This window comes from Citrobacter sp. Cpo030 (assembly GCF_030333005.1).
In the GTDB taxonomy this organism is placed as follows: domain Bacteria; phylum Pseudomonadota; class Gammaproteobacteria; order Enterobacterales; family Enterobacteriaceae; genus Citrobacter; species Citrobacter portucalensis.
In genome coordinates, this window is the sequence record NZ_JAOWGT010000074.1 from 396,664 (window position 1) to 417,933 (window position 21,270).

Annotated in this window: 22 protein-coding genes, 1 pseudogene and 1 other annotated feature; of the genes and pseudogenes, 10 read left to right on the forward strand and 13 right to left on the reverse strand. The window is 52.4% G+C overall.

What is annotated here, in order from left to right:
• Positions 1–13: 13 nt before the first annotated feature.
• Positions 14–1,336, forward strand: a complete 1,323-nt coding sequence (dsdA, locus tag OGY37_RS21210; protein ID WP_286621812.1) for a D-serine ammonia-lyase — start codon at positions 14–16, stop codon at positions 1,334–1,336.
• Between the two features lie 12 nt (positions 1,337–1,348).
• Here dsdA and OGY37_RS21215 read toward each other — a convergent pair whose 3' ends face one another.
• The 6 genes from OGY37_RS21215 to ibpA all read right to left on the reverse strand — a co-directional run bounded on the left by OGY37_RS21215 (position 1,349) and on the right by ibpA (position 5,480).
• Complete coding sequence (locus OGY37_RS21215; protein ID WP_286621813.1) at positions 1,349–1,861, reverse strand: radical SAM protein; 513 nt, start codon at positions 1,859–1,861, stop codon at positions 1,349–1,351.
• A 14-nt stretch (positions 1,862–1,875) separates the two neighbouring features.
• Positions 1,876–2,238 (reverse strand): DUF202 domain-containing protein, encoded by a 363-nt coding sequence (locus OGY37_RS21220; RefSeq protein ID WP_003827101.1) that lies wholly within the window; start codon positions 2,236–2,238, stop codon positions 1,876–1,878.
• The gene (locus OGY37_RS21225; protein WP_003023888.1) at positions 2,228–2,575 is read right to left on the reverse strand and encodes a YidH family protein; all 348 of its coding nucleotides are present in this window, start codon (positions 2,573–2,575) and stop codon (positions 2,228–2,230) included. The genes OGY37_RS21220 and OGY37_RS21225 overlap by 11 nt, the downstream gene beginning before the upstream one ends.
• A 185-nt stretch (positions 2,576–2,760) precedes the next feature.
• The gene (locus OGY37_RS21230) at positions 2,761–4,422 is read right to left on the reverse strand and encodes a putative transporter (RefSeq protein ID WP_003827099.1); all 1,662 of its coding nucleotides are present in this window, start codon (positions 4,420–4,422) and stop codon (positions 2,761–2,763) included.
• A 123-nt stretch (positions 4,423–4,545) separates the two neighbouring features.
• Entirely contained in the window at positions 4,546–4,974 is a 429-nt protein-coding gene (ibpB, locus tag OGY37_RS21235; protein WP_003827096.1) for a small heat shock chaperone IbpB, read from the reverse strand.
• A 92-nt stretch (positions 4,975–5,066) separates the two neighbouring features.
• Positions 5,067–5,480, reverse strand: a complete 414-nt coding sequence (gene ibpA / locus OGY37_RS21240; RefSeq protein WP_003023882.1) for a small heat shock chaperone IbpA — start codon at positions 5,478–5,480, stop codon at positions 5,067–5,069.
• Positions 5,474–5,545, reverse strand: a sequence feature (ROSE (Repression Of Heat Shock gene Expression) occurs in the 5'-region of heat shock genes and acts as an RNA thermometer to modulate expression.). Its footprint overlaps the gene before it by 7 nt.
• Positions 5,546–5,783: 238 nt before the next feature.
• Here ibpA and OGY37_RS21245 point away from each other — a divergent pair.
• Positions 5,784–6,116 carry a YceK/YidQ family lipoprotein gene (locus tag OGY37_RS21245; protein WP_164084788.1) on the forward strand — a complete coding sequence of 111 codons (333 nt, stop codon included), beginning with the start codon at positions 5,784–5,786 and terminating at the stop codon, positions 6,114–6,116.
• A 1-nt stretch (position 6,117) separates the two neighbouring features.
• Here OGY37_RS21245 and OGY37_RS21250 read toward each other — a convergent pair whose 3' ends face one another.
• The gene (locus tag OGY37_RS21250) at positions 6,118–7,344 is read right to left on the reverse strand and encodes a YidR family protein (protein WP_286621814.1); all 1,227 of its coding nucleotides are present in this window, start codon (positions 7,342–7,344) and stop codon (positions 6,118–6,120) included.
• Positions 7,345–7,443: 99 nt separating this feature from the next.
• Here OGY37_RS21250 and cbrA point away from each other — a divergent pair, with 99 nt between their 5' ends.
• Positions 7,444–8,589: a colicin M resistance lipid reductase CbrA gene (cbrA, locus tag OGY37_RS21255; protein ID WP_286621815.1), complete on the forward strand. Its 1,146-nt coding sequence runs from the start codon at positions 7,444–7,446 to the stop codon at positions 8,587–8,589.
• A gap of 82 nt (positions 8,590–8,671) precedes the next feature.
• Positions 8,672–9,241: a YidX family protein gene (locus OGY37_RS21260; protein ID WP_491700941.1), complete on the forward strand. Its 570-nt coding sequence runs from the start codon at positions 8,672–8,674 to the stop codon at positions 9,239–9,241.
• 44 nt (positions 9,242–9,285) lie between these two features.
• On the opposite strand, the gene yidA is transcribed toward OGY37_RS21260, so the two are convergent.
• The 5 genes from yidA to dnaA form a co-directional block, all read right to left on the reverse strand.
• A complete protein-coding gene (gene yidA / locus OGY37_RS21265; protein WP_286621817.1) occupies positions 9,286–10,098 on the reverse strand; it encodes a sugar-phosphatase in 813 nt (270 codons plus the stop codon).
• Between the two features lie 210 nt (positions 10,099–10,308).
• Positions 10,309–12,723 (reverse strand): DNA topoisomerase (ATP-hydrolyzing) subunit B, encoded by a 2,415-nt coding sequence (gene gyrB, locus OGY37_RS21270; RefSeq protein WP_148361298.1) that lies wholly within the window; start codon positions 12,721–12,723, stop codon positions 10,309–10,311.
• A 28-nt stretch (positions 12,724–12,751) separates the two neighbouring features.
• Positions 12,752–13,825 (reverse strand): DNA replication/repair protein RecF, encoded by a 1,074-nt coding sequence (gene recF, locus OGY37_RS21275; protein ID WP_126317187.1) that lies wholly within the window; start codon positions 13,823–13,825, stop codon positions 12,752–12,754.
• Positions 13,825–14,925: a DNA polymerase III subunit beta gene (dnaN, locus tag OGY37_RS21280; protein ID WP_003023863.1), complete on the reverse strand. Its 1,101-nt coding sequence runs from the start codon at positions 14,923–14,925 to the stop codon at positions 13,825–13,827. Before dnaN ends, recF begins: the two co-directional genes overlap by 1 nt.
• A 4-nt stretch (positions 14,926–14,929) precedes the next feature.
• Positions 14,930–16,333 carry a chromosomal replication initiator protein DnaA gene (dnaA, locus tag OGY37_RS21285; protein ID WP_003827078.1) on the reverse strand — a complete coding sequence of 468 codons (1,404 nt, stop codon included), beginning with the start codon at positions 16,331–16,333 and terminating at the stop codon, positions 14,930–14,932.
• 297 nt (positions 16,334–16,630) lie between these two features.
• Here dnaA and OGY37_RS23530 point away from each other — a divergent pair, with 297 nt between their 5' ends.
• The 6 genes from OGY37_RS23530 (at position 16,631) to mnmE (ending at position 20,797) form a co-directional block, all read left to right on the forward strand.
• Complete coding sequence (locus tag OGY37_RS23530; protein WP_418222139.1) at positions 16,631–16,711, forward strand: hypothetical protein; 81 nt, start codon at positions 16,631–16,633, stop codon at positions 16,709–16,711.
• 228 nt (positions 16,712–16,939) lie between these two features.
• The gene (gene rpmH, locus OGY37_RS21290) at positions 16,940–17,080 is read left to right on the forward strand and encodes a 50S ribosomal protein L34 (protein WP_003023858.1); all 141 of its coding nucleotides are present in this window, start codon (positions 16,940–16,942) and stop codon (positions 17,078–17,080) included.
• A gap of 17 nt (positions 17,081–17,097) precedes the next feature.
• Positions 17,098–17,457: a ribonuclease P protein component gene (gene rnpA / locus OGY37_RS21295; RefSeq protein WP_003844432.1), complete on the forward strand. Its 360-nt coding sequence runs from the start codon at positions 17,098–17,100 to the stop codon at positions 17,455–17,457.
• Positions 17,421–17,678, forward strand: coding sequence for a membrane protein insertion efficiency factor YidD (gene yidD, locus OGY37_RS21300; protein ID WP_003023846.1), 258 nt, complete (start codon positions 17,421–17,423; stop codon positions 17,676–17,678). The genes rnpA and yidD overlap by 37 nt, the downstream gene beginning before the upstream one ends.
• 2 nt (positions 17,679–17,680) lie before the next feature.
• Positions 17,681–19,327, forward strand: coding sequence for a membrane protein insertase YidC (gene yidC / locus OGY37_RS21305; RefSeq protein WP_125363078.1), 1,647 nt, complete (start codon positions 17,681–17,683; stop codon positions 19,325–19,327).
• A gap of 105 nt (positions 19,328–19,432) precedes the next feature.
• A complete protein-coding gene (mnmE, locus tag OGY37_RS21310) occupies positions 19,433–20,797 on the forward strand; it encodes a tRNA uridine-5-carboxymethylaminomethyl(34) synthesis GTPase MnmE (RefSeq protein ID WP_286621824.1) in 1,365 nt (454 codons plus the stop codon).
• Positions 20,798–20,865: 68 nt separating this feature from the next.
• Here mnmE and OGY37_RS21315 read toward each other — a convergent pair.
• A pseudogene (locus OGY37_RS21315) lies at positions 20,866–21,270 on the reverse strand (hypothetical protein); the annotation flags it as partial.

Sequence of the window (21,270 nt, forward strand, 5' to 3'; positions counted from 1 at the left end):
AAAGAGACTGACTATGGAAAACATTCAAACACTTATCGCCCAGTATCCTTTAGTGGAAGATCTGGTTGCTCTCAAGGAGACAACCTGGTTTAACCCTGGCACCACCTCTCTTGCGGAAGGTTTACCGTATGTTGGCCTGACTGAACACGATGTTCAGGATGCCCACGCCCGTCTGACGCGTTTCGCGCCGTACCTGGCAAAGGCATTCCCGGAAACTGCAGCCACCGGCGGCATTATTGAATCTGAGCTGGCTGCCATTCCGGCGATGCAAAAGCGGCTGGAAAAAGAGTTCGGGCAGCGCATTAATGGCGAAATCCTGCTGAAGAAAGACAGTCACCTGCCAATTTCCGGCTCGATTAAAGCGCGTGGTGGCATTTATGAAGTACTGACCCATGCGGAAAAACTGGCACTGGAAGCCGGTCTGCTGACCACACAAGACGATTACAGCGTTCTGCTTTCGCCCGAGTTCAAACAGTTCTTCAGCCAGTACAGCATCGCGGTAGGCTCCACCGGTAACCTCGGCATGTCGATTGGCATTATGAGCGCCCGTATCGGCTTTAAGGTGACGGTGCATATGTCTGCCGATGCCCGCGCATGGAAAAAAGCCAAACTGCGCAGTCACGGCGTGACGGTCGTGGAGTACGAAGAAGATTACGGCGTGGCGGTTGAACAGGGCCGTAAGGCGGCAGAGTCCGATCCGAACTGCTTCTTTATCGATGATGAAAACTCGCGCACGCTGTTTTTAGGCTATGCGGTCGCTGGCCAGCGTCTGAAGGCGCAGTTTGCCCAGCAGGGGCGCGTGGTGGATGCCGACCATCCGCTGTTTGTGTACCTGCCGTGCGGCGTCGGCGGTGGCCCTGGCGGCGTGGCGTTTGGCCTGAAGCTGGCTTTCGGCGACAACGTTCACTGCTTCTTCGCAGAACCCACCCATTCACCGTGCATGCTACTGGGGATTTATACCGGACTGCACGATACGATTTCCGTGCAGGATATTGGCATCGACAACCTGACGGCGGCGGATGGGCTGGCGGTCGGCCGGGCGTCTGGCTTTGTTGGCCGGGCGATGGAACGTCTGCTCGACGGTCTGTACACCCTGGACGATCAGACGATGTACGACATGCTGGGTTGGCTGGCGCAGGAAGAAGGTATTCGCCTTGAGCCGTCGGCGCTGGCCGGGATGGCAGGTCCGCAACACGTTTGCGCCTCTGCTGACTATCAGCAGATGCACGGCTTCAGCGCAGAGCAGCTCAATAACGCCACCCACCTGGTGTGGGCGACCGGCGGCGGCATGGTCCCGGAAGATGAAATGGCGCAGTATCTGGCCAAAGGACGTTAAATACCGCTGAGCTTAACGCAGCATCGCCATCAGCTCCATCGGTGAACGATGCTGCTTAAGCAGGTCACGCATCACGCGCATATGCGGTGCGGTATGGCTGAAGAAAGCCTGATAGCCTGCACACAGCACGCCCTTTCCATTTTCCTCGCAGTACGCAGGACAATCACCGTGGTAATACTGAAACAATGAGCATGTCTGGCAACGCGTATTCATTGATGACATGGTCTGTCGTTCAATCTGTGCCGTCAGACCACACCACTGGTGAAGCGTTTTATCGAAAAGCTGGATAGATATCTGATTAATATCTTCACGTACCCAGATATCAAATATCGTAATTAAAAATCGGCCCCACGCCTCAGACGTAACCGATTCGTCTGTCAGATGACCTGAACCATCGTGCTTAACCAGCGGAATAAATTGTACCAGGCGAACATTTCCTTGTTGCAAACCACGGTACACTTCAACCGGTTGTAAACACTTCTGATGGTCAATCACCACGTTTAAAACATCATCACTAACATCCATGTTCTCACATCCTGTCATGCAAAATTCCCGATAAATACGATAAGTTGGCGAACATGCGTTACAGCAAACAGCATTGCGAGGGATAACACCGCGAGGGAGATCATAAATTTGTCACGCACCGCGCGAGATTCAGAAAAATCGCTATGACTCACATCCATCAGATTACGGCTGCGGGTGTAGCGCCAGAGGATAATCGCCACTATCACCAGCACAACTACCGATATCCAGAACAGCACTCCCGCCTGGTGCCAGTTGTGCTTAATCGCCAGCGCCATTAACGCGCCATAGCCCAACAACGTGCGAAACCAGGCAAGTGAAGTCCGCTCCGGTTGTAACCCCGGGTCAGCGATGCGTCGCGATTTGCGGCTATCCGGCATACAGCACCAGCGTCATGACAATCACCGCCACAATAGTCAGCATGACGCTGATAATCAGCAGGCTGTGGGTGTAGGGCAAGTCCTCTTTCAGTCGCATCGCCTTTTCATTACGTAGCCAGCGCAGGTAGCCGTAGATCGCCAGACCGCCGGCAAACAGACACAGCAACAAGGCAAGCGCCTCACGGATGACCGGCGTGGCAAAATCCGGGGCCAGTTGATCAAGGCCAACCCCCGCCGCCAGAAATCCGAGCGCGGTGCGGATCCACGCCAGAAAAGTACGCTCATTTGCCAGTGAGAAGCGATAATCCGGTGCTTCTCCAAGGCGAGAAATCTTCATGACAGCTCCTTAAATATTGTTGTCTGGTCGTTATACCGGAACAGTTAAGGAGTATGAACCTGATTCTCAAACGAGAGGGCGAGTCGGGTGATGAGACAATGGGAAAGAGAGAGGGTGTTTGTAATGCCGGATGGTGAGTTGCGTTTTATCCGGCCTACAGGAGATGCAGGCCGGATAAGTCAGTTTTAACCTAATCCCCAGAAGATCACCGCCAGCAGCTGTGGCGTGATAATCCTCAGGAACATAACCAGCGGATAAACGGTGGCGTAGGAGAGCGCTGCCGCCCCGCTGGTGGCATGCAGGTTATTAGCAAACGCCAGAGCCGGGGGATCGGTCATTGAGCCAGCCAGCATGCCGCACAGCGTCAGGTAGTTCATTTTGACAAATAGACGAGCTAACAAACCCACGGTAATCAGCGGAATCGCAGTAATGAAAATACCGTACCCCACCCAGCTCAGGCCATCGCCCTGCGTCAGAGTATCGACAAAATCACCGCCTGACTTCAGACCAACTACCGCGAGAAACAGCACGATACCCAACTCTCGCAGCGCCAGGTTAGCGCTGGGAGGCATAAACCAGTACAGCTTACCAATGCTGCCAATACGCCCCAGGATCAAGGCCATAATCAGCGGCCCACCGGCCAGACCCAGTTTTAACGCCACCGGAAACCCTGGGATGAACAGCGGAATTGAACCCAGTAGAACACCCAGCCCGATACCGATAAATACCGGCAGCATCTGCACTTGCTGCAGTTTTTGCTGCGCGTTACCCACAACATTGGCAACGGCATCAATAGACGAAGGGCGCCCCACCAGATTGAGGATATCCCCGAATTGCAGGCTGGCGTCGCTGCTGGCTACCAGCTCAACACCCGCACGGTTCAGGCGGGAAATCACCACGTCGTAACGTTCTTTAAAGTGCAGGTCACGGATACGTTTACCCAGCACCTGCTCGTTAGTCACCACCACGCGTTCGACGCGTAAATCGGTACCTCGCGTAGACAGCGATGTATCCACCTCCTGCCCAATCACCACCTGCGCGTTATGCAGGTCAGCAGGCTGCCCGACCAGGTGGAGCAGATCGCCCAACTGGATAACTGTCCCTGGCGACGGCACCATCAATGTCTCGTCACGTTTCAGACGCGAGCAGATAATTTTGTCGCTGTTCAGAATCGGGACATCCTGAATCGCCATATTGTTGATGTTTGGGTTTTCCACGCGGATGTTCATCGTCTGAATCAGCGCGTGCCCGTTGGTCAGCGTGGATTCATGCTGCTGGGCTTCAGCATCGACGTTAACGCGGAAAATAAGGCGCATCAGCCACATGGTCAGTAAAATTCCGCAAATGCCGAAAGGATAAGCCATGGCATAGCTCATCCCCATCTGGTCAACCACATCGCCAGGCGTACCCAAATCGCGCAGAATTTGCTGCCCCGCGCCCAACGCCGGGGTGTTGGTGACCGCACCAGAGAATATTCCCAGCACCACAGGGAGAGGAATGGCAAAAATCTTATGCAGGATCGCGGTGACCAGGCCCCCCATAATAACAATCAGTACGGCAAACAGATTCAGCCGCAGCCCGGAAACGCGCAGTGACGCAAAAAAGCCCGGCCCCACCTGAATACCGATGGTGTAGACGAAAAGAATCAGGCCAAATTCCTGAATAAAATGCAGCATGTCGCCGCTCAGGGTCATCCCTGCCTGATCGACAAAATGCCCGACAATAATGCCGCCGAACAGCACACCTCCAATGCCAAAACCCACACCACGTATTTTTATGTTGCCGATCCATAACCCGACAACTGCCACCAATGCCAGAACGCTGACCGTCAATGCTATATCACTCATATCCTGTTCCCTGTGAATAACATCATTAAGTAAATGGATTCTCGCAGAGTACAGTCGCAATGTATGGGTGGTAAAGCACAAAAAAGCCCCGTCATTTCTGGCGGGGCAAAGGCATGGAGCTATTTAACTGTCTAATGCGGGACGTTCGCTGATGGCGATACGTTGTGGAGCAATGGTTTCAGGTTCATTCCGGGTCAAATCAATATGCAGCAAGCCGTTAGTGAAGCTTGCGCCGGAGACCTCCATATTTTCAGCCAGCGTAAAGCTCAGGCTGAACGGCTGAGTGACCAGTCCCTGATGCAACCATTTGGTCTCTTTTTCCGGCTGCTGCGGCGTACCTTTCACTGTCAGGCGCGTGCCTTCCAGTTGAATATCCAGATCTTCCTGGCGGAAACCGGCTAACGCAAGGGTAATGCGGTAGTGGTTATCATCGCTCTTTTCGATGTTATAAGGCGGGAAGCTCTGGCTTTCACCGGTGTTTTGCAAGGCATTGGCCAGTTTGTCAAAACCGATCCATTGACGCAGCAGTGGGGATAAATCGTAATTACGCATAATAATCTCCTTCTAAGAAGCGAGTAGGTACCTTTCGGCTCCCTGACGGCAAGCCGATGACTTAGCAAGGCCGCCTGAAGCGGCCTACAGAATTAGTTGATTTCGATGCGGCGCGGTTTGTTCGCTTCAGGAATCACGCGCTCAAGATCGATATACAGCAGACCATTTACCAGGTTTGCGCCGCGAACATGAATGTTCTCCGCTAACTGGAACTTGCGTTCAAAGTTGCGCTCGGCAATACCCTGATACAGGTAAGTACGTTCTTTTTGATCGTCCGCATGGGCACCTTTTACCACCAGCAGATTGTCCTGGGCAGTAATTTCCAGTTCGCTTTCAGCAAAACCGGCAACGGCAATTGCAATGCGGTAATGGTTTTCGTCTACCAGCTCAACGTTGTACGGAGGGTAGCCGCCATTGCTCTGGCCCTGATTGTTTTCCAGCAGGTTAAACAGACGGTCAAAACCAATAGCAGAACGGTACAGCGGGGATAAATCAAAGTTACGCATAATCAATAGCTCCTGAAATCAGCGAGAATATTGACCTTCCATCATGGACAGGTCAGGTAGCCAGGACACCCATCAGGCATGCCCTTCATTTGTCTACACTCTAAAAATGGGTCTTAATACAAACTTTTCAAGCGTATTCATCTGACTTTTTTTGCAGTTTGTTGTCTATTGCATACACTGGGGGGAGCAGTTGTTCTCGTTAAATCGCGATGGCCGCCACAGTGCGACGAAATGGTGATGTTATTTTCGCAACGGATCGCTTTAACTCACCATGCAAACACGATAAATACAGATGAATAAATGATGATTAAAAAAATGTTGGTAACACTGACGATGTGTAGTGGGATGGTGTTTGTAAGCGGCTGTTCCAGCATCATGTCACATACAGGTGGCAAAGAAGGGACGTATCCTGGCACGCGAGCCAGTGCCACAATGATTAGCGAAAGTGATACGAACTGGGGAACCAAGTCGCTGGCGATTCTGGATATGCCTTTTACCGCGGTGCTCGATACGGTATTGCTACCTTGGGATCTCTTTCGCAAAGATAACTCGGTGAGATCCCGCGTAGAAAAGAGCGAGGAGAGAACCCAGGCCACGAACGCCGTTATTCCCCCGGCAGAAATGTCTGCTCCATAAATTAACGCCCGGTTTCAGTCACCCACAGCTGGCGGAAACCCTCGACGTCTTCCATCCACGCAACCTGTCGACCATCAGGGGAGAAGACGATCGCGTCAGCCGATGGTGGGTTACCATGACGTTCCGTTAAAAAATCAATCTCGCCCGTTTGAACATCACAACAGGCTATTCTGTTCTCCAGTACAAATCCCAGCCACTTCCCCGATGGGTGCCAGTTAAAAGCTGACTGAATATTCGTAGCACACTGGGTAAGCTGGCGCGGCGTTCCCCCCTGTGGGGAAATCAGCCATAGCTGCACAATACCGTTGTCATCACGCATTAAAAACGCAATCTCAGATGCCTTTGGATTACTGCGTACCCAGTGGCGAGGTTGGTTCACCAGCCCCGGAAAGGCGCGCTCATGGGTAAACGTCAGACGGCGTTGGCAAATACCGGATGGCGGCGCAGGCATGGTCATGTCAGTCCCCTCCAGAGGCGCGTCCCCCGGCTGTTTCCAGCCGCTTTCATCCTGTGGCAAATCAACAATAAACAGCTCCGGTACTTTCTCGCCAGTGGCTGATAGCGTATCACCGATAAATGCCAGCCTGTTTTCTCCAACCCAGCCCTCTTCATAGGCGCGGTTAATCTCATCGCTACCCGGTTTTGGCGTTGGTGTCGCCTGGCTCACCAGCACACACCAGTAGCTACCGCTGTATTCACGGGGATGCTGCGCGAAGACATTCACCGGACCATACGGTGCAGCCACGCCGACGTTACGTAAATCGAGCGCCGGAGAGCGCTCATGCAGAACATGGTCGTTATAGGTGAAACTGACAAACTCACCGTTCGGGCTAAAGACATGCACATGACTCCCGCCGCGCAGCGCACCTGGCGTATAGGGCGCAGTAATATCCATTGCATCCAGATTCTCCACCCCAGCCTGCGTAACAATCACCCCACGGCGATGATGGAAGTCGTAATACCATGTTTCATCAGGATTTTCAGGCCCGTGAATGAATACATATTTTTCCGACTTTGGATGAACGGTCACCACGCCAACGTGCGATCCCTGAGTAGCCCGGTAAATCACCTCCAGCTCGCCAGTATGGATATTGACGCGCTCAATTGTTTCACCGGTAAAAGAGGCGCCGGAAGGGCGCACATCAAAGACCAGCCACTGGCTGTCCGGTGTCCAGGTGTTGATATTGGTAAGCTGATGATTACGCGGCGTAAAGGTGATTTGCTTCATGGGATGCCCTGATACAAGACGATTAAAACAATCATACTTCACAAGCACTTCACTTTCAGGCTTTAGCGTATCGCCATCTTCATTTTTGCGGACAGAAAGATGGAACATTTTGAAGTAGCGATTATCGGTTTAGGTCCGGCAGGCGCAGCGCTGGCGCGACAGTTAAGCGGAAAAATGCGCGTGATTGCGTTGGATAAAAAACGCCAGTGCGGTAACGAAGGTTTCACTAAACCCTGCGGCGGTCTGCTGGCCCCGGACGCCCAGCGTTCGTTTATCCGCGACGGGATAACCTTACCCGTTGATGTTATCGCCAACCCGCAGATTTTTAGCGTTAAAACGGTTGATGTTGCCGCTTCTTTGACGCGTAACTACCAGCGCAGCTACATTAATATCAACCGCCATGCTTTTGATTTATGGCTTAAATCTCTCATCCCTGATGATGTGCAGGTGTATCACGACAGCCTGCGCCGGAAAATCTGGCGCGAGGGCGATAAATGGCATGTTATCTTCCGCGCCGACGGTTGGGAGCAGCAGATCACTGCACGTTATCTGGTGGGGGCAGACGGTGCGAACTCACTGGTGCGCCGTCATCTCTATCCACAGCACCAAATCCGTAAATATGTCGCGATTCAACAATGGTTTGCGGAAAAGCATCCCGTACCGTTCTATTCCTGTATTTTTGATAACGATGCAACTGACTGTTATTCCTGGAGTATCAGCAAAGATGGCTATTTTATCTTTGGTGGCGCCTACCCCATGAAGGACGGACAGGCACGCTTTGACGCGCTGAAAGAGAAGCTGGAAGCGTTCCATTTCCAGTTCGGCAAACCGGTGAAAAGTGAAAAATGTACGGTGCTATTCCCCTCACGCTGGAAAGACTTCGTCTGCGGCGAGGACAACGCATTTTTGATTGGTGAAGCGGCCGGTTTTATCAGCGCCAGCTCGCTGGAAGGGATTAGCTATGCGCTGGACAGCGCGGAGATCCTCAAATCGGTACTGCTGCGGGATATGCCAGATATGAATCACGCTTACCGTAAAGCCACCCGCAAGTTACGACTCAAACTGTATGGAAAAATCCTGAAAAGCCGGGCCCTGACGTCGGCATTTTCCCGTAAATGGATTATGCGCAGCGGCGTTGCGCATATTCCCTTGGCAAAATCTGAAAGTCACCCGCCAGCAAAAGAAAAGCGTGATAAATCGCGTAGTATGGCTATGACATTACGGCACGTTTTTTTAAGGGATTAAGTTGAACATAAAATATAGCTGGTTGGTAAAATCGCTGGTCGTATCATCGCTTAGCGTTATGTTATCAGGGTGCCTGAGCTTTATGTGGCTCAAAGCAGGCGATCCACAAACAACAAGGGAAAAGTGGAAAACAGACACCGTTATTGGCTTATCGTCAGGTAAAGATAATGATGGTAATGAAGGCTATGTCTTTGTCGGCAAAACGTTTGATTATCTGATAACCAGTGGTGCCGAAAGCGTGGTGAAGTTGCTGCAAGATCCGCAAATCGACCGTCATAATTTACAGGCCGTTGATATCGCCGAATTCATCATCAGCGACAATAAAAAGGGATTTAAAGGCGTATTAACGCTTAAATACACAGGGGAAACGCAGGACGTTAAACAAGTGCTTACGGGCTACGGTTTTGACTGCTCAGCGCAATACTGCACTAAAAATCTATCCAAACTGGAAGGGACAATCCATAAAAAAAGCACCAAACAGGATTACTCGCAGATGCTTACGTTTTATCATCCATTTACCGTTGGTTTTTACGAATATAAAACCTCACATATACCTGAATTCGTCACAAACGGACTGCTGCCCATTACTATCACTCTGGATGTCGTAACCTCTCCATTACAAATATTATTTTTTAATTATTATCACCAATAAATATTTAAATGGGCAAATGTAACAAGGCACTTGCCCATATTTTCTTAATTCAGCGCAAATTTCTCAATGGCATACGCGACGCCATCTTCAAGGTTGGATTTCGTCACGAAGTTGGCGATTTCTTTGACTGATGGAATAGCGTTGTTCATGGCAACGCCCACACCTGCGTATTCAATCATCGCGATGTCGTTTTCCTGATCGCCAATCGCCATCACCTCTTCGGCTTTAATGCCTAACGCATCGGCCAGCGATTTTACGCCCGTCCCTTTATTGACGCGTTTATCGAGGATTTCGAGGAAATACGGCGCACTTTTCAGCACGGTGTACTTCTCTTTTACTTCCGCAGGTAGACGAGAGATAGCTTTATCGAGGATCTCCGGCTCGTCAATCATCATCACTTTCAGGAACTGGGTTGCGGGATCCATTTTCTCGGCTTCACAGAACACTAGCGGGATGGTCGCGACAAACGATTCGTGCACCGTGTAGTAGCTGATATCACGGTTCGCGGTATACAGCGTATTGCGATCGAGGGCGTGGAAATGCGAGCCGACTTCCCGGGAGAGCTGCTCCAGGTAACGATAATCATCATAGCTCAGCGCGGTTTGCGCCTCGGTACTGCCATCCCCTGCTTTCTGCACCAGCGCACCGTTGTAGGTAATGCAGTAGTCACCGGGTTGTTCCATATGTAGTTCTTTCAGATAGCTGTGAACGCCGGCATACGGGCGTCCCGTGGTCAGCACCACATTCACGCCACGCGCGCGTGCCGCGGCAATCGCCGTTTTGACCGCTGGTGAAATGGTGTGATCGGGCAGCAGAAGTGTGCCATCCATGTCGATAGCAATAAGTTTGATAGCCATGAGTTCCCCGGATTAAATGAGTCCGTCCTCATGCTAACGCGATTCCGCTCAAAAAACAGCTACGAAAAGGGGGATAGAAAGGGGAATTGAGATTCCCCTTTTTGTAGATTAGTTGTCGTTTGTAGGCCTGATAAGCAACGCGCCATCAGGCACAATACAACGTCTTGCCGGATGGCGGCGTAAACCGCCTTATCCGGACTACAGATTGGCTTAAATATCGATGTTCGCCGCTTTCAGGGCGTTTTCTTCGATAAACGCGCGACGCGGTTCAACGGCATCGCCCATCAGCGTGGTGAACAGCTGGTCGGCAGCAATCGCATCCTTCACGGTAACGCGCAGCATACGACGGCTTTCCGGATCCATGGTGGTTTCCCACAGCTGTTCCGGGTTCATCTCGCCCAGACCTTTATAACGCTGGATAGCGAGGCCACGACGTGACTCTTTCTGCAGCCATTCCAGCGCCTGCTCGAAGCTGGCAACCGGCTGGCGACGCTCGCCACGTTCGATAAACGCATCGTCTTCGATCAGTCCACGCAGCTTCTCGCCAAGCGTACAAATACGACGGTATTCGCCACCGGTCACAAATTCATGCTCCAGCGGATAATCGGTATCCACACCGTGGGTACGAACGCGGATCACCGGCTCGAACAGGTTCAGTTCAGCGTCTTTACGCACAAAGCTGTTCCAGGTGCTGCCGTGCATTTCTTTTTCATTCAGCACGTTAACCAACTGAGAAACCCAGGCAGTGACTTTCGCTTCATCAGCGAGATCGGCTTCATCTAGCGTCGGTTGATAAACCAGTTCTTTCAGCAGCGCTTTCGGGAAACGACGTTCCATACGACCAATCATTTTCTGCGTCGCGTTGTATTCAGAAACCAGTTTCTCTAACGATTCACCTGAAAGGGCTGGCGCGCTGGCATTGGTGTGCAGCGTTGCGCCATCCAGAGCGATAGAAATTTGGTACTGATCCATCGCTTCGTCATCTTTAATGTACTGTTCCTGCTTGCCTTTTTTCACTTTGTACAGCGGTGGCTGTGCAATGTAGACGTGGCCGCGTTCAACGATTTCCGGCATCTGACGATAGAAGAAGGTCAACAGCAGCGTACGGATGTGCGAGCCGTCGACGTCCGCATCGGTCATGATGATGATGCTGTGATAACGCAGTTTGTCCGGGTTGTACTCGTCACGACCGATGCCACAGCCGAGCGCGGTGATCAGCGTCGCAACTTCCTGAGAGGAGAGCATCTTGTCAAAGCGCGCTTTCTCGACGTTGAGGATTTTACCCTTCAGCGGCAGAATCGCCTGGTTCTTACGGTTACGTCCCTGCTTCGCAGAGCCACCCGCGGAGTCCCCTTCCACCAGATACAGTTCAGAGTGAGCTGGGTCGCGTTCCTGACAGTCCGCCAGCTTGCCCGGCAGACCGGCTAAGTCCAGCGCGCCTTTACGACGGGTCATTTCACGCGCACGACGTGCAGCTTCACGAGCACGCGCAGCATCAATAATTTTGCCGACAACGATTTTCGCGTCAGACGGGTTTTCCAGCAGATATTCGCTCAGCAGTTCGTTCATCTGCTGTTCTACCGCCGATTTCACCTCAGAGGAGACCAGCTTGTCTTTGGTCTGTGAGGAGAACTTCGGATCCGGTACTTTCACGGAAACAACGGCAATCAGGCCTTCACGGGCATCGTCACCGGTAGCGCTGACTTTCGCTTTTTTACTGTAGCCTTCTTTGTCCATGTAGGCGTTCAGGGTACGGGTCATCGCCGCACGGAAGCCTGCAAGGTGAGTACCGCCGTCACGCTGTGGAATGTTGTTGGTGAAGCAGTAGATGTTTTCCTGGAAACCATCGTTCCACTGCAGCGCAACTTCAACGCCGATACCGTCTTTTTCGGTGGAGAAGTAGAAGATATTCGGGTGGATCGGCGTTTTGTTTTTGTTGAGGTATTCAACAAACGCCTTGATGCCACCTTCGTAGTGGAAATGGTCTTCTTTGCCGTCACGCTTGTCGCGCAGACGAATAGAGACGCCGGAGTTCAGGAATGACAGCTCGCGCAGACGTTTCGCCAGAATGTCGTATTCAAATTCAACAACATTGGTAAAGGTTTCGTGGCTTGGCCAGAAACGGACCTGAGTCCCCGTCAATTCGGTTTCGCCAGTTACCGCCAGCGGCGCCTGCGGCACACCGTGCACGTAAGTTTGCTGATGCACTTTGCCTTCACGACGAATCACCAGTTCCAGTTTCTGTGACAGGGCGTTAACGACGGAAACACCCACGCCGTGCAGACCGCCGGAAACTTTATAGGAGTTATCATCGAATTTACCGCCTGCGTGCAAAACGGTCATGATAACTTCCGCTGCCGAAACGCCCTCTTCCGGGTGAATACCGGTTGGGATACCACGGCCATCATCGGTAACGGACACGGAGTTGTCAGCGTGAATCGTTACCACGATATCTTTACAGTGACCCGCGAGCGCTTCGTCGATAGCGTTATCTACCACCTCGAATACCATGTGGTGCAGACCGGTGCCGTCATCCGTGTCGCCGATATACATACCCGGGCGCTTACGCACCGCATCCAGTCCTTTCAGGACTTTGATACTGGAGGAGTCATAAGAATTCGACATCAACGTTTCTCGCTCATTTTATCTTGGGTTAATCCGTTATTTTACCCTTTTCCACGGTAAACATCTTCGAATTTTCATCGGACATGTCTATAACGTGTTCAGCGCTTATTGCGCTGACAAAGACCTGAGATTGCGTGGCTTTTAAGCGGCTGGCCAGCAGTCCGCGACGCGCGTCATCCAGTTCAGAGGCAAAATCATCTATCAGGTACAGGCAGCGCCGCCCGCTTTCACGGGTCAGGAACTCCCCTTGCGCCAGACGTAAGGCGCACATCAGCAGCTTTAGCTGCCCACGCGACAATGTGTCTTCCACCGGCGCACCGTCGGCGCGAATGCGGAAATCCGCCTTATGCGGGCCGTGCGCAGTGTAGGTCAACATGCGATCGCGTTCAAAACTGCGTTCCAGCACTTCGGCATAATCAGTCTCTTTCTCCCAGCCGCGCTGGAATGAGAAGGAGAGCGAAAACTCGGGAAGAAACTGCTGGCAGGTATCCGCCATATCCTGCGCGATACCGGCGCTGTACTCCGCGCGCCAGGTGCTGATTTGTTCCGCCAGTGGGATCAATTCTTTATCCCACGGGCGCAGTTGCTCATAACGACTCACTTGGCGCAGCGCTGCATTGCGCTGCTTGAGCAGTCGCTTCAGGTTGCTCCAGGCGGTGAAAAATCCGACTTCATTGTGAAAACATCCCCAGTCAAGGAATGCTCTTCTGTATTTGGGGCCGCCATTGAGTAAAGTAAACCCCTCAGGCGTGATCAGCTGCATCGGCATCAGATGCGCCAGTTCTGCGACCTTGTGCCCGTCAGTGCCGTCAATGCGCACTTTGCTGTCGCCCAGTTTATCTTTCGTCAGGCCAATCGACGTCTCACGCTCTTCACCCTGCAAACGCCCGTGTAAAACAAACGACTCCTGCTCGTGGCGAATCACGCGGCCAATCTGCAAACTGCGAAACGCCCGACCGTGGCCGAGCGTATAGATGGCTTCCAGCACGCTGGTTTTGCCGCTGCCATTCGCGCCAACCAGGAAGTTAAAGCCGGGGGATAAAGCGAGATCCGCGTTTTCGATATTGCGAAAATCGCGGATCAACAGGCGGGAGAGCGACATTACAGTCTCATTGGCATAACAACATAGGCAGCCGACTGTGATGCTGCATCTTCAATCTGTACGCTCGATACGGAATCTGTCAGCAGAATACGCACGTTCTCGCACTTCAGCGCGTTCAGAACGTCCAGTACGTAGCTCACGTTAAAGCCGATTTCCAGTTCTGTACCAGGATAGGAGACATCCAGAATTTCTTCTGCTTCTTCCTGTTCCGGGTTGTTGGCGGTGATTTTGAGCTGGTTTTCGCTGACATACAGACGCACGCCGCGGAATTTCTCGTTCGAGAGGATCGCCGCACGCGCAAACGCCTGTTTGAGGATATCGCAACCGGCTTCCAGATGTTTGTCCGGGTTCTTCGGCAATACGCGGCGATAATCCGGGAAACGGCCATCAACCAGCTTGGAGGTGAAGATGAAATCACCAACGTGCGCACGAATGTTGTTGCTGCCAATCTGCACGCGCAGCGGGTTATCGCCGCCGTCGAGCATACGCATCAGTTCAATCACGCCTTTACGCGGTACGATCACCGAATGGCTTGGCAACGGTTGACCAACAGGCATTGAACAGACCGCCAGGCGGTGGCCGTCGGTCGCCACGGTACGCAGCTCTTCCCCTTCTGTTTCAAACAGCATGCCGTTTAAGTAGTAACGTACGTCCTGATGCGCCATCGAAAACTGCGTGGCTTCAATCAGGCGCTTCATCGTCGCCTGCGGCAGGGTGAATTCGACTTCGCTCTGCCAGTCGTCCAGATTCGGGAAGTCGGCGGCAGGCAGCGTAGACAGCGAGAAACGGCTGCGGCCAGAACGCACCAGCATACGGTCGCCTTCCAGTTGAACGGCAATTTCCGCGCCTTCCGGCAATCCACGGCAAATATCGAAGAATTTACGCGCCGGAACGGTGGTAGCACCAGGTTCATGAGGCTGGATCAGCGCCACGCGCGCCACCATCTCCATTTCGAGATCGGTACCGGTCAGCGAAAGCGTGCCGTCAGCAACCTGCAGCAGCAGGTTTCCGAGAATAGGCAGTGTAGGACGTCCACCCAGCGGGCCGCTGACCTGCTGAAGCGGTTTTAATAAATGTTCACGTTCAACGGTAAATTTCATAGCGTCACGAAGATAATGTTCTGATTAAATTGGAGAAATCTTCTTTAATATCATGGCTTTCTTCACGCAACTGCTCAATCTTGCGGCAGGCATGAAGCACGGTAGTATGGTCACGCCCACCAAACGCGTCGCCGATTTCCGGCAAACTGTGGTTAGTGAGCTCTTTTGCCAGCGCCATCGCCATCTGGCGCGGGCGAGCTACCGAGCGAGATCGACGCTTAGAAAGCAGATCCGCAATTTTGATTTTGTAATACTCCGCCACCGTCTTCTGAATATTGTCGATGGTGACCAGCTTTTCCTGCAAAGCCAGCAGATCGCGCAGCGCTTCGCGCACGAAATCGATAGTAATCGCCCGGCCGGTAAAATTGGCGTTGGCGATCACGCGGTTCAGTGCGCCTTCCAGCTCACGTACGTTAGAGCGTAGACGCTTGGCAATAAAGAACGCTACTTCACCTGGCAGACGAATGTCGTTTTCGTCGGCTTTTTTCATCAGGATCGCAACACGCGTTTCCAGTTCAGGCGGTTCGATCGCGACAGTCAGTCCCCAGCCAAAGCGGGATTTCAGACGATCTTCAACGCCGTTGATCTCCTTCGGATAGCGATCCGAGGTCAGGATGATCTGCTGATTGCCTTCCAGCAGGGCGTTAAAGGTGTGGAAAAACTCTTCCTGCGATCGCTCTTTATTCGCGAAGAACTGGATATCGTCAATCAGCAGCGCGTCAACGGAACGGTAGTAGCGTTTAAACTCTTCGATCGCGTTGTTTTGCAGGGCTTTGACCATATCCTGCACAAATCGCTCGGAGTGCATATACACCACTTTGGCGTTTGGCTTACGCGCCATAATGCCGTTACCGACAGCGTGCAGCAGGTGGGTTTTACCCAGACCCGTACCGCCATAAAGGAATAACGGATTGTAGGCGCCGCCAGGATTGTCCGCCACCTGACGTGCCGCCGCGCGCGCCAGTTGGTTAGATTTACCTTCAACGAAGTTATCAAACGTGTGTTTGACGTTGACGTTAGAACGATAGGTAGGTTCTGCCGGAGCCGGGACGTTATCCCAGCCTGGACGCGCCGCCGGAGCAGCACGTTGCGGTTGCACTTGCTGAGCCACGTGGGCGGGCGCAACAACGTTGTTGACCGGCGTTTTCAGCGTTTGCGTGACGGGTTTAGTGCCGACTTCAAAGCGCAGCTGTGGGGCATCCGCGCCACAGAAATTATTGAGTAATCCATTAATATTATTAAGGTATTTATCCCTTACCCAATCGAGCACGAAACGGTTTGGCGCATACAAAGCCAGCGTGTTATCGCTCAGTTCCGCCTGCAACGGGCGTATCCACATACTGAACTCTGTGGCTGGTAACTCATCCTGCAATCGGGCAAGACACTGCTGCCAAAGCGAAAGTGACACGGCGGACTCCACTCGAACAAAAGTCGATAAATGACAAAGGCTGAAACATTCATGATTGTTGACGCACATCGACAAGACCCTATGCAAAGGGTGACGTGCGAATTGCTATCTGCAATTTTTACCCGATCAGGATCCATTGAAACGATCAGGACCGCGGATCATAGCGTAAACTGAGAAAGAGATCTTCTGTTTCTCACAGATTCTTCCCGATTTATCCACAGGATGATCCAGAATCGGCTAAGTGTAAACGATCCTGGAGAAGTGCTGCAGGTTTTAGCGCGCATATTGAAAAAATTAATGAGTAAAGATGCTTTACTGCTTAAACGATCTAATAAAGATCCCGAGCGATCCTTGCGCTTTATCCACCAGCCCGTATAATTCTTACCCCCAGCGAGTAACGGTCGCCTTACGGCGTCAACGCTGCCTGTTTTTTACGCGAAACCATGCGGAAAAAAGCGGGAAATAAGGAAAGAGAATTGACTCCGGAGTGTACAATTATTACAATCCGGCCTCTTTAATCACCCACACTGTGGCGTAAGTCGTTCGAAATTCGTTCGGGTATACGCAAAAGTCAGTGAATTTATTCAAGTTTAGGTAGAAATCGCCATGAAACGCACTTTTCAACCGTCTGTACTGAAGCGCAACCGTTCTCACGGCTTCCGTGCTCGTATGGCTAATAAAAATGGTCGTCAGGTTCTGGCACGTCGTCGTGCTAAAGGCCGTTCTCGTCTGACCGTTTCTAAGTAATAAAAGCTAGCCCCTGAGTGGTTAAGCTCGCATTTCCCAGGGAGTTACGTTTGTTAACTCCCACTCATTTCACATTCGTCTTCCAGCAGCCACAACGGGCTGGCACGCCGCAAATCACCATCCTCGGCCGCCTGAATTCGCTGGGGCATCCCCGTATCGGTCTTACAGTCGCCAAGAAAAATGTTAAGCGTGCGCATGAACGCAATCGGATTAAACGTCTGACGCGTGAAAGCTTCCGTTTACGTCAGCACGAGCTTCCAGCAATGGATTTCGTGGTGGTGGCGAAAAAAGGGGTTGCTGACCTCGATAACCGTGCTCTCTCGGAAGCGTTGGAAAAATTATGGCGTCGCCATTGTCGCCTGGCTCGCGGGTCCTGATAGCCCTCATTCGGGTCTATCAACGCCTGATCAGTCCGCTGCTTGGGCCGCATTGCCGTTTCACTCCAACCTGTTCGAGCTACGGAATTGAGGCATTGCGCAGGTTTGGAGTGATAAAAGGCAGTTGGTTGACGGTGAAACGCGTATTAAAATGCCACCCTTTACACCCTGGTGGTGACGATCCCGTCCCGCCCGGACCATTTGATACCAGAGAACACTAACGATGGATTCGCAACGCAATCTTTTAGTCATCGCTTTGCTGTTCGTGTCTTTCATGATCTGGCAAGCCTGGGAGCAGGATAAAAACCCGCAACCTCAGGCCCAACAGACCACGCAGACAACGACCACCGCAGCGGGTAGCGCCGCAGACCAGGGCGTACCGGCCAGTGGCCAGGGGAAACTGATTACGGTTAAAACTGACGTGCTTGATCTGACCATCAACACCCGTGGTGGTGATGTGGAACAGGCTTCACTGCCAGCTTACCCGAAAGAACTCGGTTCTACCGAACCGTTCCAGTTACTGGAAACCACGCCACAGTTCATCTACCAGGCACAAAGTGGCCTGACAGGTCGTGACGGCCCGGATAACCCGGCTAACGGCCCACGTCCGCTGTACAACGTCGATAAAGACGCGTTTGTACTGGCTGACGGTCAGAACGAACTGCAGATCCCGATGACCTATACTGACGCAGCGGGTAACACATTCACTAAAACGTTTGTACTCAAGCGTGGTGAATATGCTGTCAACGTTAACTACAGCGTGCAGAACGCCGGCGAAAAACCGCTGGAAGTCTCCACCTTTGGTCAGCTGAAGCAATCCATCAATCTGCCATCTCATCGTGACACCGGTAGCAGCAACTTTGCGCTGCACACCTTCCGTGGCGCGGCGTACTCCACGCCGGATGAGAAGTATGAGAAATACAAATTCGACACCATTGCTGAAAACGAAAACCTGAACGTCAATGCTAAAGACGGCTGGGTCGCAATGCTGCAACAGTATTTCGCAACGGCATGGGTTCCGCGTAACGACGGCACCAACAACTTCTATACCGCTAACCTGGGTAACGGCATTGCCGCTATCGGCTATAAATCACAGCCGGTACTGGTTCAGCCTGGCCAGACTGGCGCAATGACCAGCACCCTGTGGGTCGGCCCGGAAATTCAGGACAAAATGGCGGCCGTTGCACCGCACCTGGATCTGACCGTGGATTACGGCTGGTTGTGGTTCATTTCTCAGCCGCTGTTTAAACTGCTGAAGTGGATCCATAGCTTCCTGGGTAACTGGGGCTTCTCCATCATCGTTATCACCTTTATCGTTCGTGGCATCATGTACCCGCTGACTAAAGCGCAGTACACCTCCATGGCGAAGATGCGTATGCTGCAGCCGAAGATTCAGGCTATGCGTGAGCGTCTGGGCGATGACAAACAGCGTCAGAGCCAGGAAATGATGGCCCTGTACAAAGCTGAGAAGGTAAACCCGCTGGGCGGCTGCTTCCCGCTGATCATCCAGATGCCAATCTTCCTGGCGTTGTACTACATGCTGATGGGCTCCATTGAACTGCGTCATGCGCCGTTCGCTCTGTGGATCCATGACCTGTCTGCACAGGACCCGTACTACATCCTGCCGATTCTGATGGGCGTGACGATGTTCTTCATTCAGAAGATGTCTCCGACCACCGTAACCGACCCGATGCAGCAGAAGATCATGACCTTTATGCCGGTCATCTTCACCGTGTTCTTCCTGTGGTTCCCGTCAGGTCTGGTGCTGTACTATATCGTCAGCAACCTGGTAACCATTATTCAGCAGCAGCTGATTTACCGTGGTCTGGAGAAACGTGGCCTGCATAGCCGCGAGAAGAAAAACTCCTGATTCGGTGTAGGCCGGATTAGGCGAAGCCGCCATCCGGCAAACGGAACATAAAGTAAAGGGCGGTCATTAGACCGCCTTTTTTATTGCATTAAGAAGAGACAAACCATGAGCCATAACGACACCATCGTCGCTCAGGCCACCCCACCGGGACGTGGTGGCGTGGGTATCCTGCGTATCTCCGGCCTGAAGGCGCGTGAAGTCGCAGAAACCGTACTGGGGAAACTACCCAAACCGCGTTATGCCGATTATCTGCCGTTTAAAGACGCGGATGGCAGCGCGTTGGATCAGGGGATTGCCCTGTGGTTCCCCGGCCCGAACTCCTTTACCGGCGAAGACGTTTTAGAGCTTCAGGGCCACGGCGGTCCGGTGATTCTTGACCTGCTGCTCAAACGTATTCTGACCATTCCTGGGCTGCGCATTGCCAGGCCGGGCGAATTCTCCGAGCGAGCGTTTCTCAATGATAAGCTCGATTTAGCCCAGGCAGAGGCGATTGCCGACCTGATCGATGCCAGCTCAGAGCAAGCCGCTCGCTCGGCGCTGAACTCGTTGCAGGGCGCATTTTCCGCGCGGGTAAATCATCTTGTGGAAGCGCTCACTCACCTGCGCATCTATGTGGAAGCGGCGATCGACTTCCCGGATGAAGAAATCGACTTCCTGTCTGACGGCAAGATTGAAGCGCAACTCAACAGCGTTATCAGCGATCTTGATGCCGTTCGTGCGGAAGCGCGTCAGGGCAGCCTGCTGCGCGAAGGGATGAAGGTGGTGATTGCCGGGCGTCCAAACGCCGGGAAATCAAGCTTGCTAAACGCGCTGGCTGGCCATGAGGCGGCCATTGTCACCGATATCGCCGGGACTACCCGCGACGTGCTGCGTGAGCATATTCATATCGACGGCATGCCGCTGCACATCATCGACACCGCCGGTCTGCGCGATGCCAGCGACGAAGTTGAACGCATCGGTATCGAACGTGCCTGGCAGGAAATCGAACAGGCCGACCGCGTGCTGTTTATGGTTGATGGCACCACCACCGATGCCGTGGACCCGGCTGACATCTGGCCAGACTTTATCGCCCGTCTGCCGGCCAAACTGCCGATTACCGTGGTGCGTAACAAAGCGGATATTACCGGTGAGACGCTGGGCCTTAGCGAAGTAAATGGCCACTCACTGGTTCGCCTCTCAGCACGTACCGGTGAAGGCGTTGACGTACTGCGTAACCATCTCAAACAGAGCATGGGCTTTGAAACCAATATGGAAGGCGGCTTCCTGGCCCGTCGTCGTCACCTGCAGGCGCTGGCAGAAGCTGCAGAGCATCTCGAGCAGGGTAAAGCCCAACTGCTCGGAGCATGGGCCGGAGAATTGCTGGCTGAGGAGCTACGCCTTGCGCAGCAGAACCTCAGTGAGATCACCGGAGAGTTTACCTCCGACGATCTGCTGGGACGGATTTTCTCCAGCTTCTGTATTGGTAAGTAATTCTTCAGAAATTGGCCATTAATGAAAAATCCCGCCAGCACATTCTCTGGCGGGAACTACATAAATCATCATTTCATCGACAGCAATTTTTCATAGCTGGGATAAATATGCGGGATCTTTTCACTACTGCCATCGGGATAAGTTGCCGTAAGTTTGCCTGGAGCATCTGGAGGTGTCAATGTAACAACTTTATCGAAATGAATGACTGGCTCAATAAGGATGTTTTGAGTATTCCTAAGCCGAAAACGCCTTCGCCATTTTTCAGGGCCGGTATTTCCACCAAATAAGTTCAATGTTGTTTGATTAAATAAATGGCTAATAAATACTTCAGGGAAATAATCCGTTTTTAAGTCAAGATCTCCACTGACCTCTTTTGCCCTCCCTGTCCCATACCCGTCACTGAGGCCATAATCTCCAAAATCAAAGATATAACTGGTCTCAATGACTTCTTTTCCTTTCACCAGTGGAATATT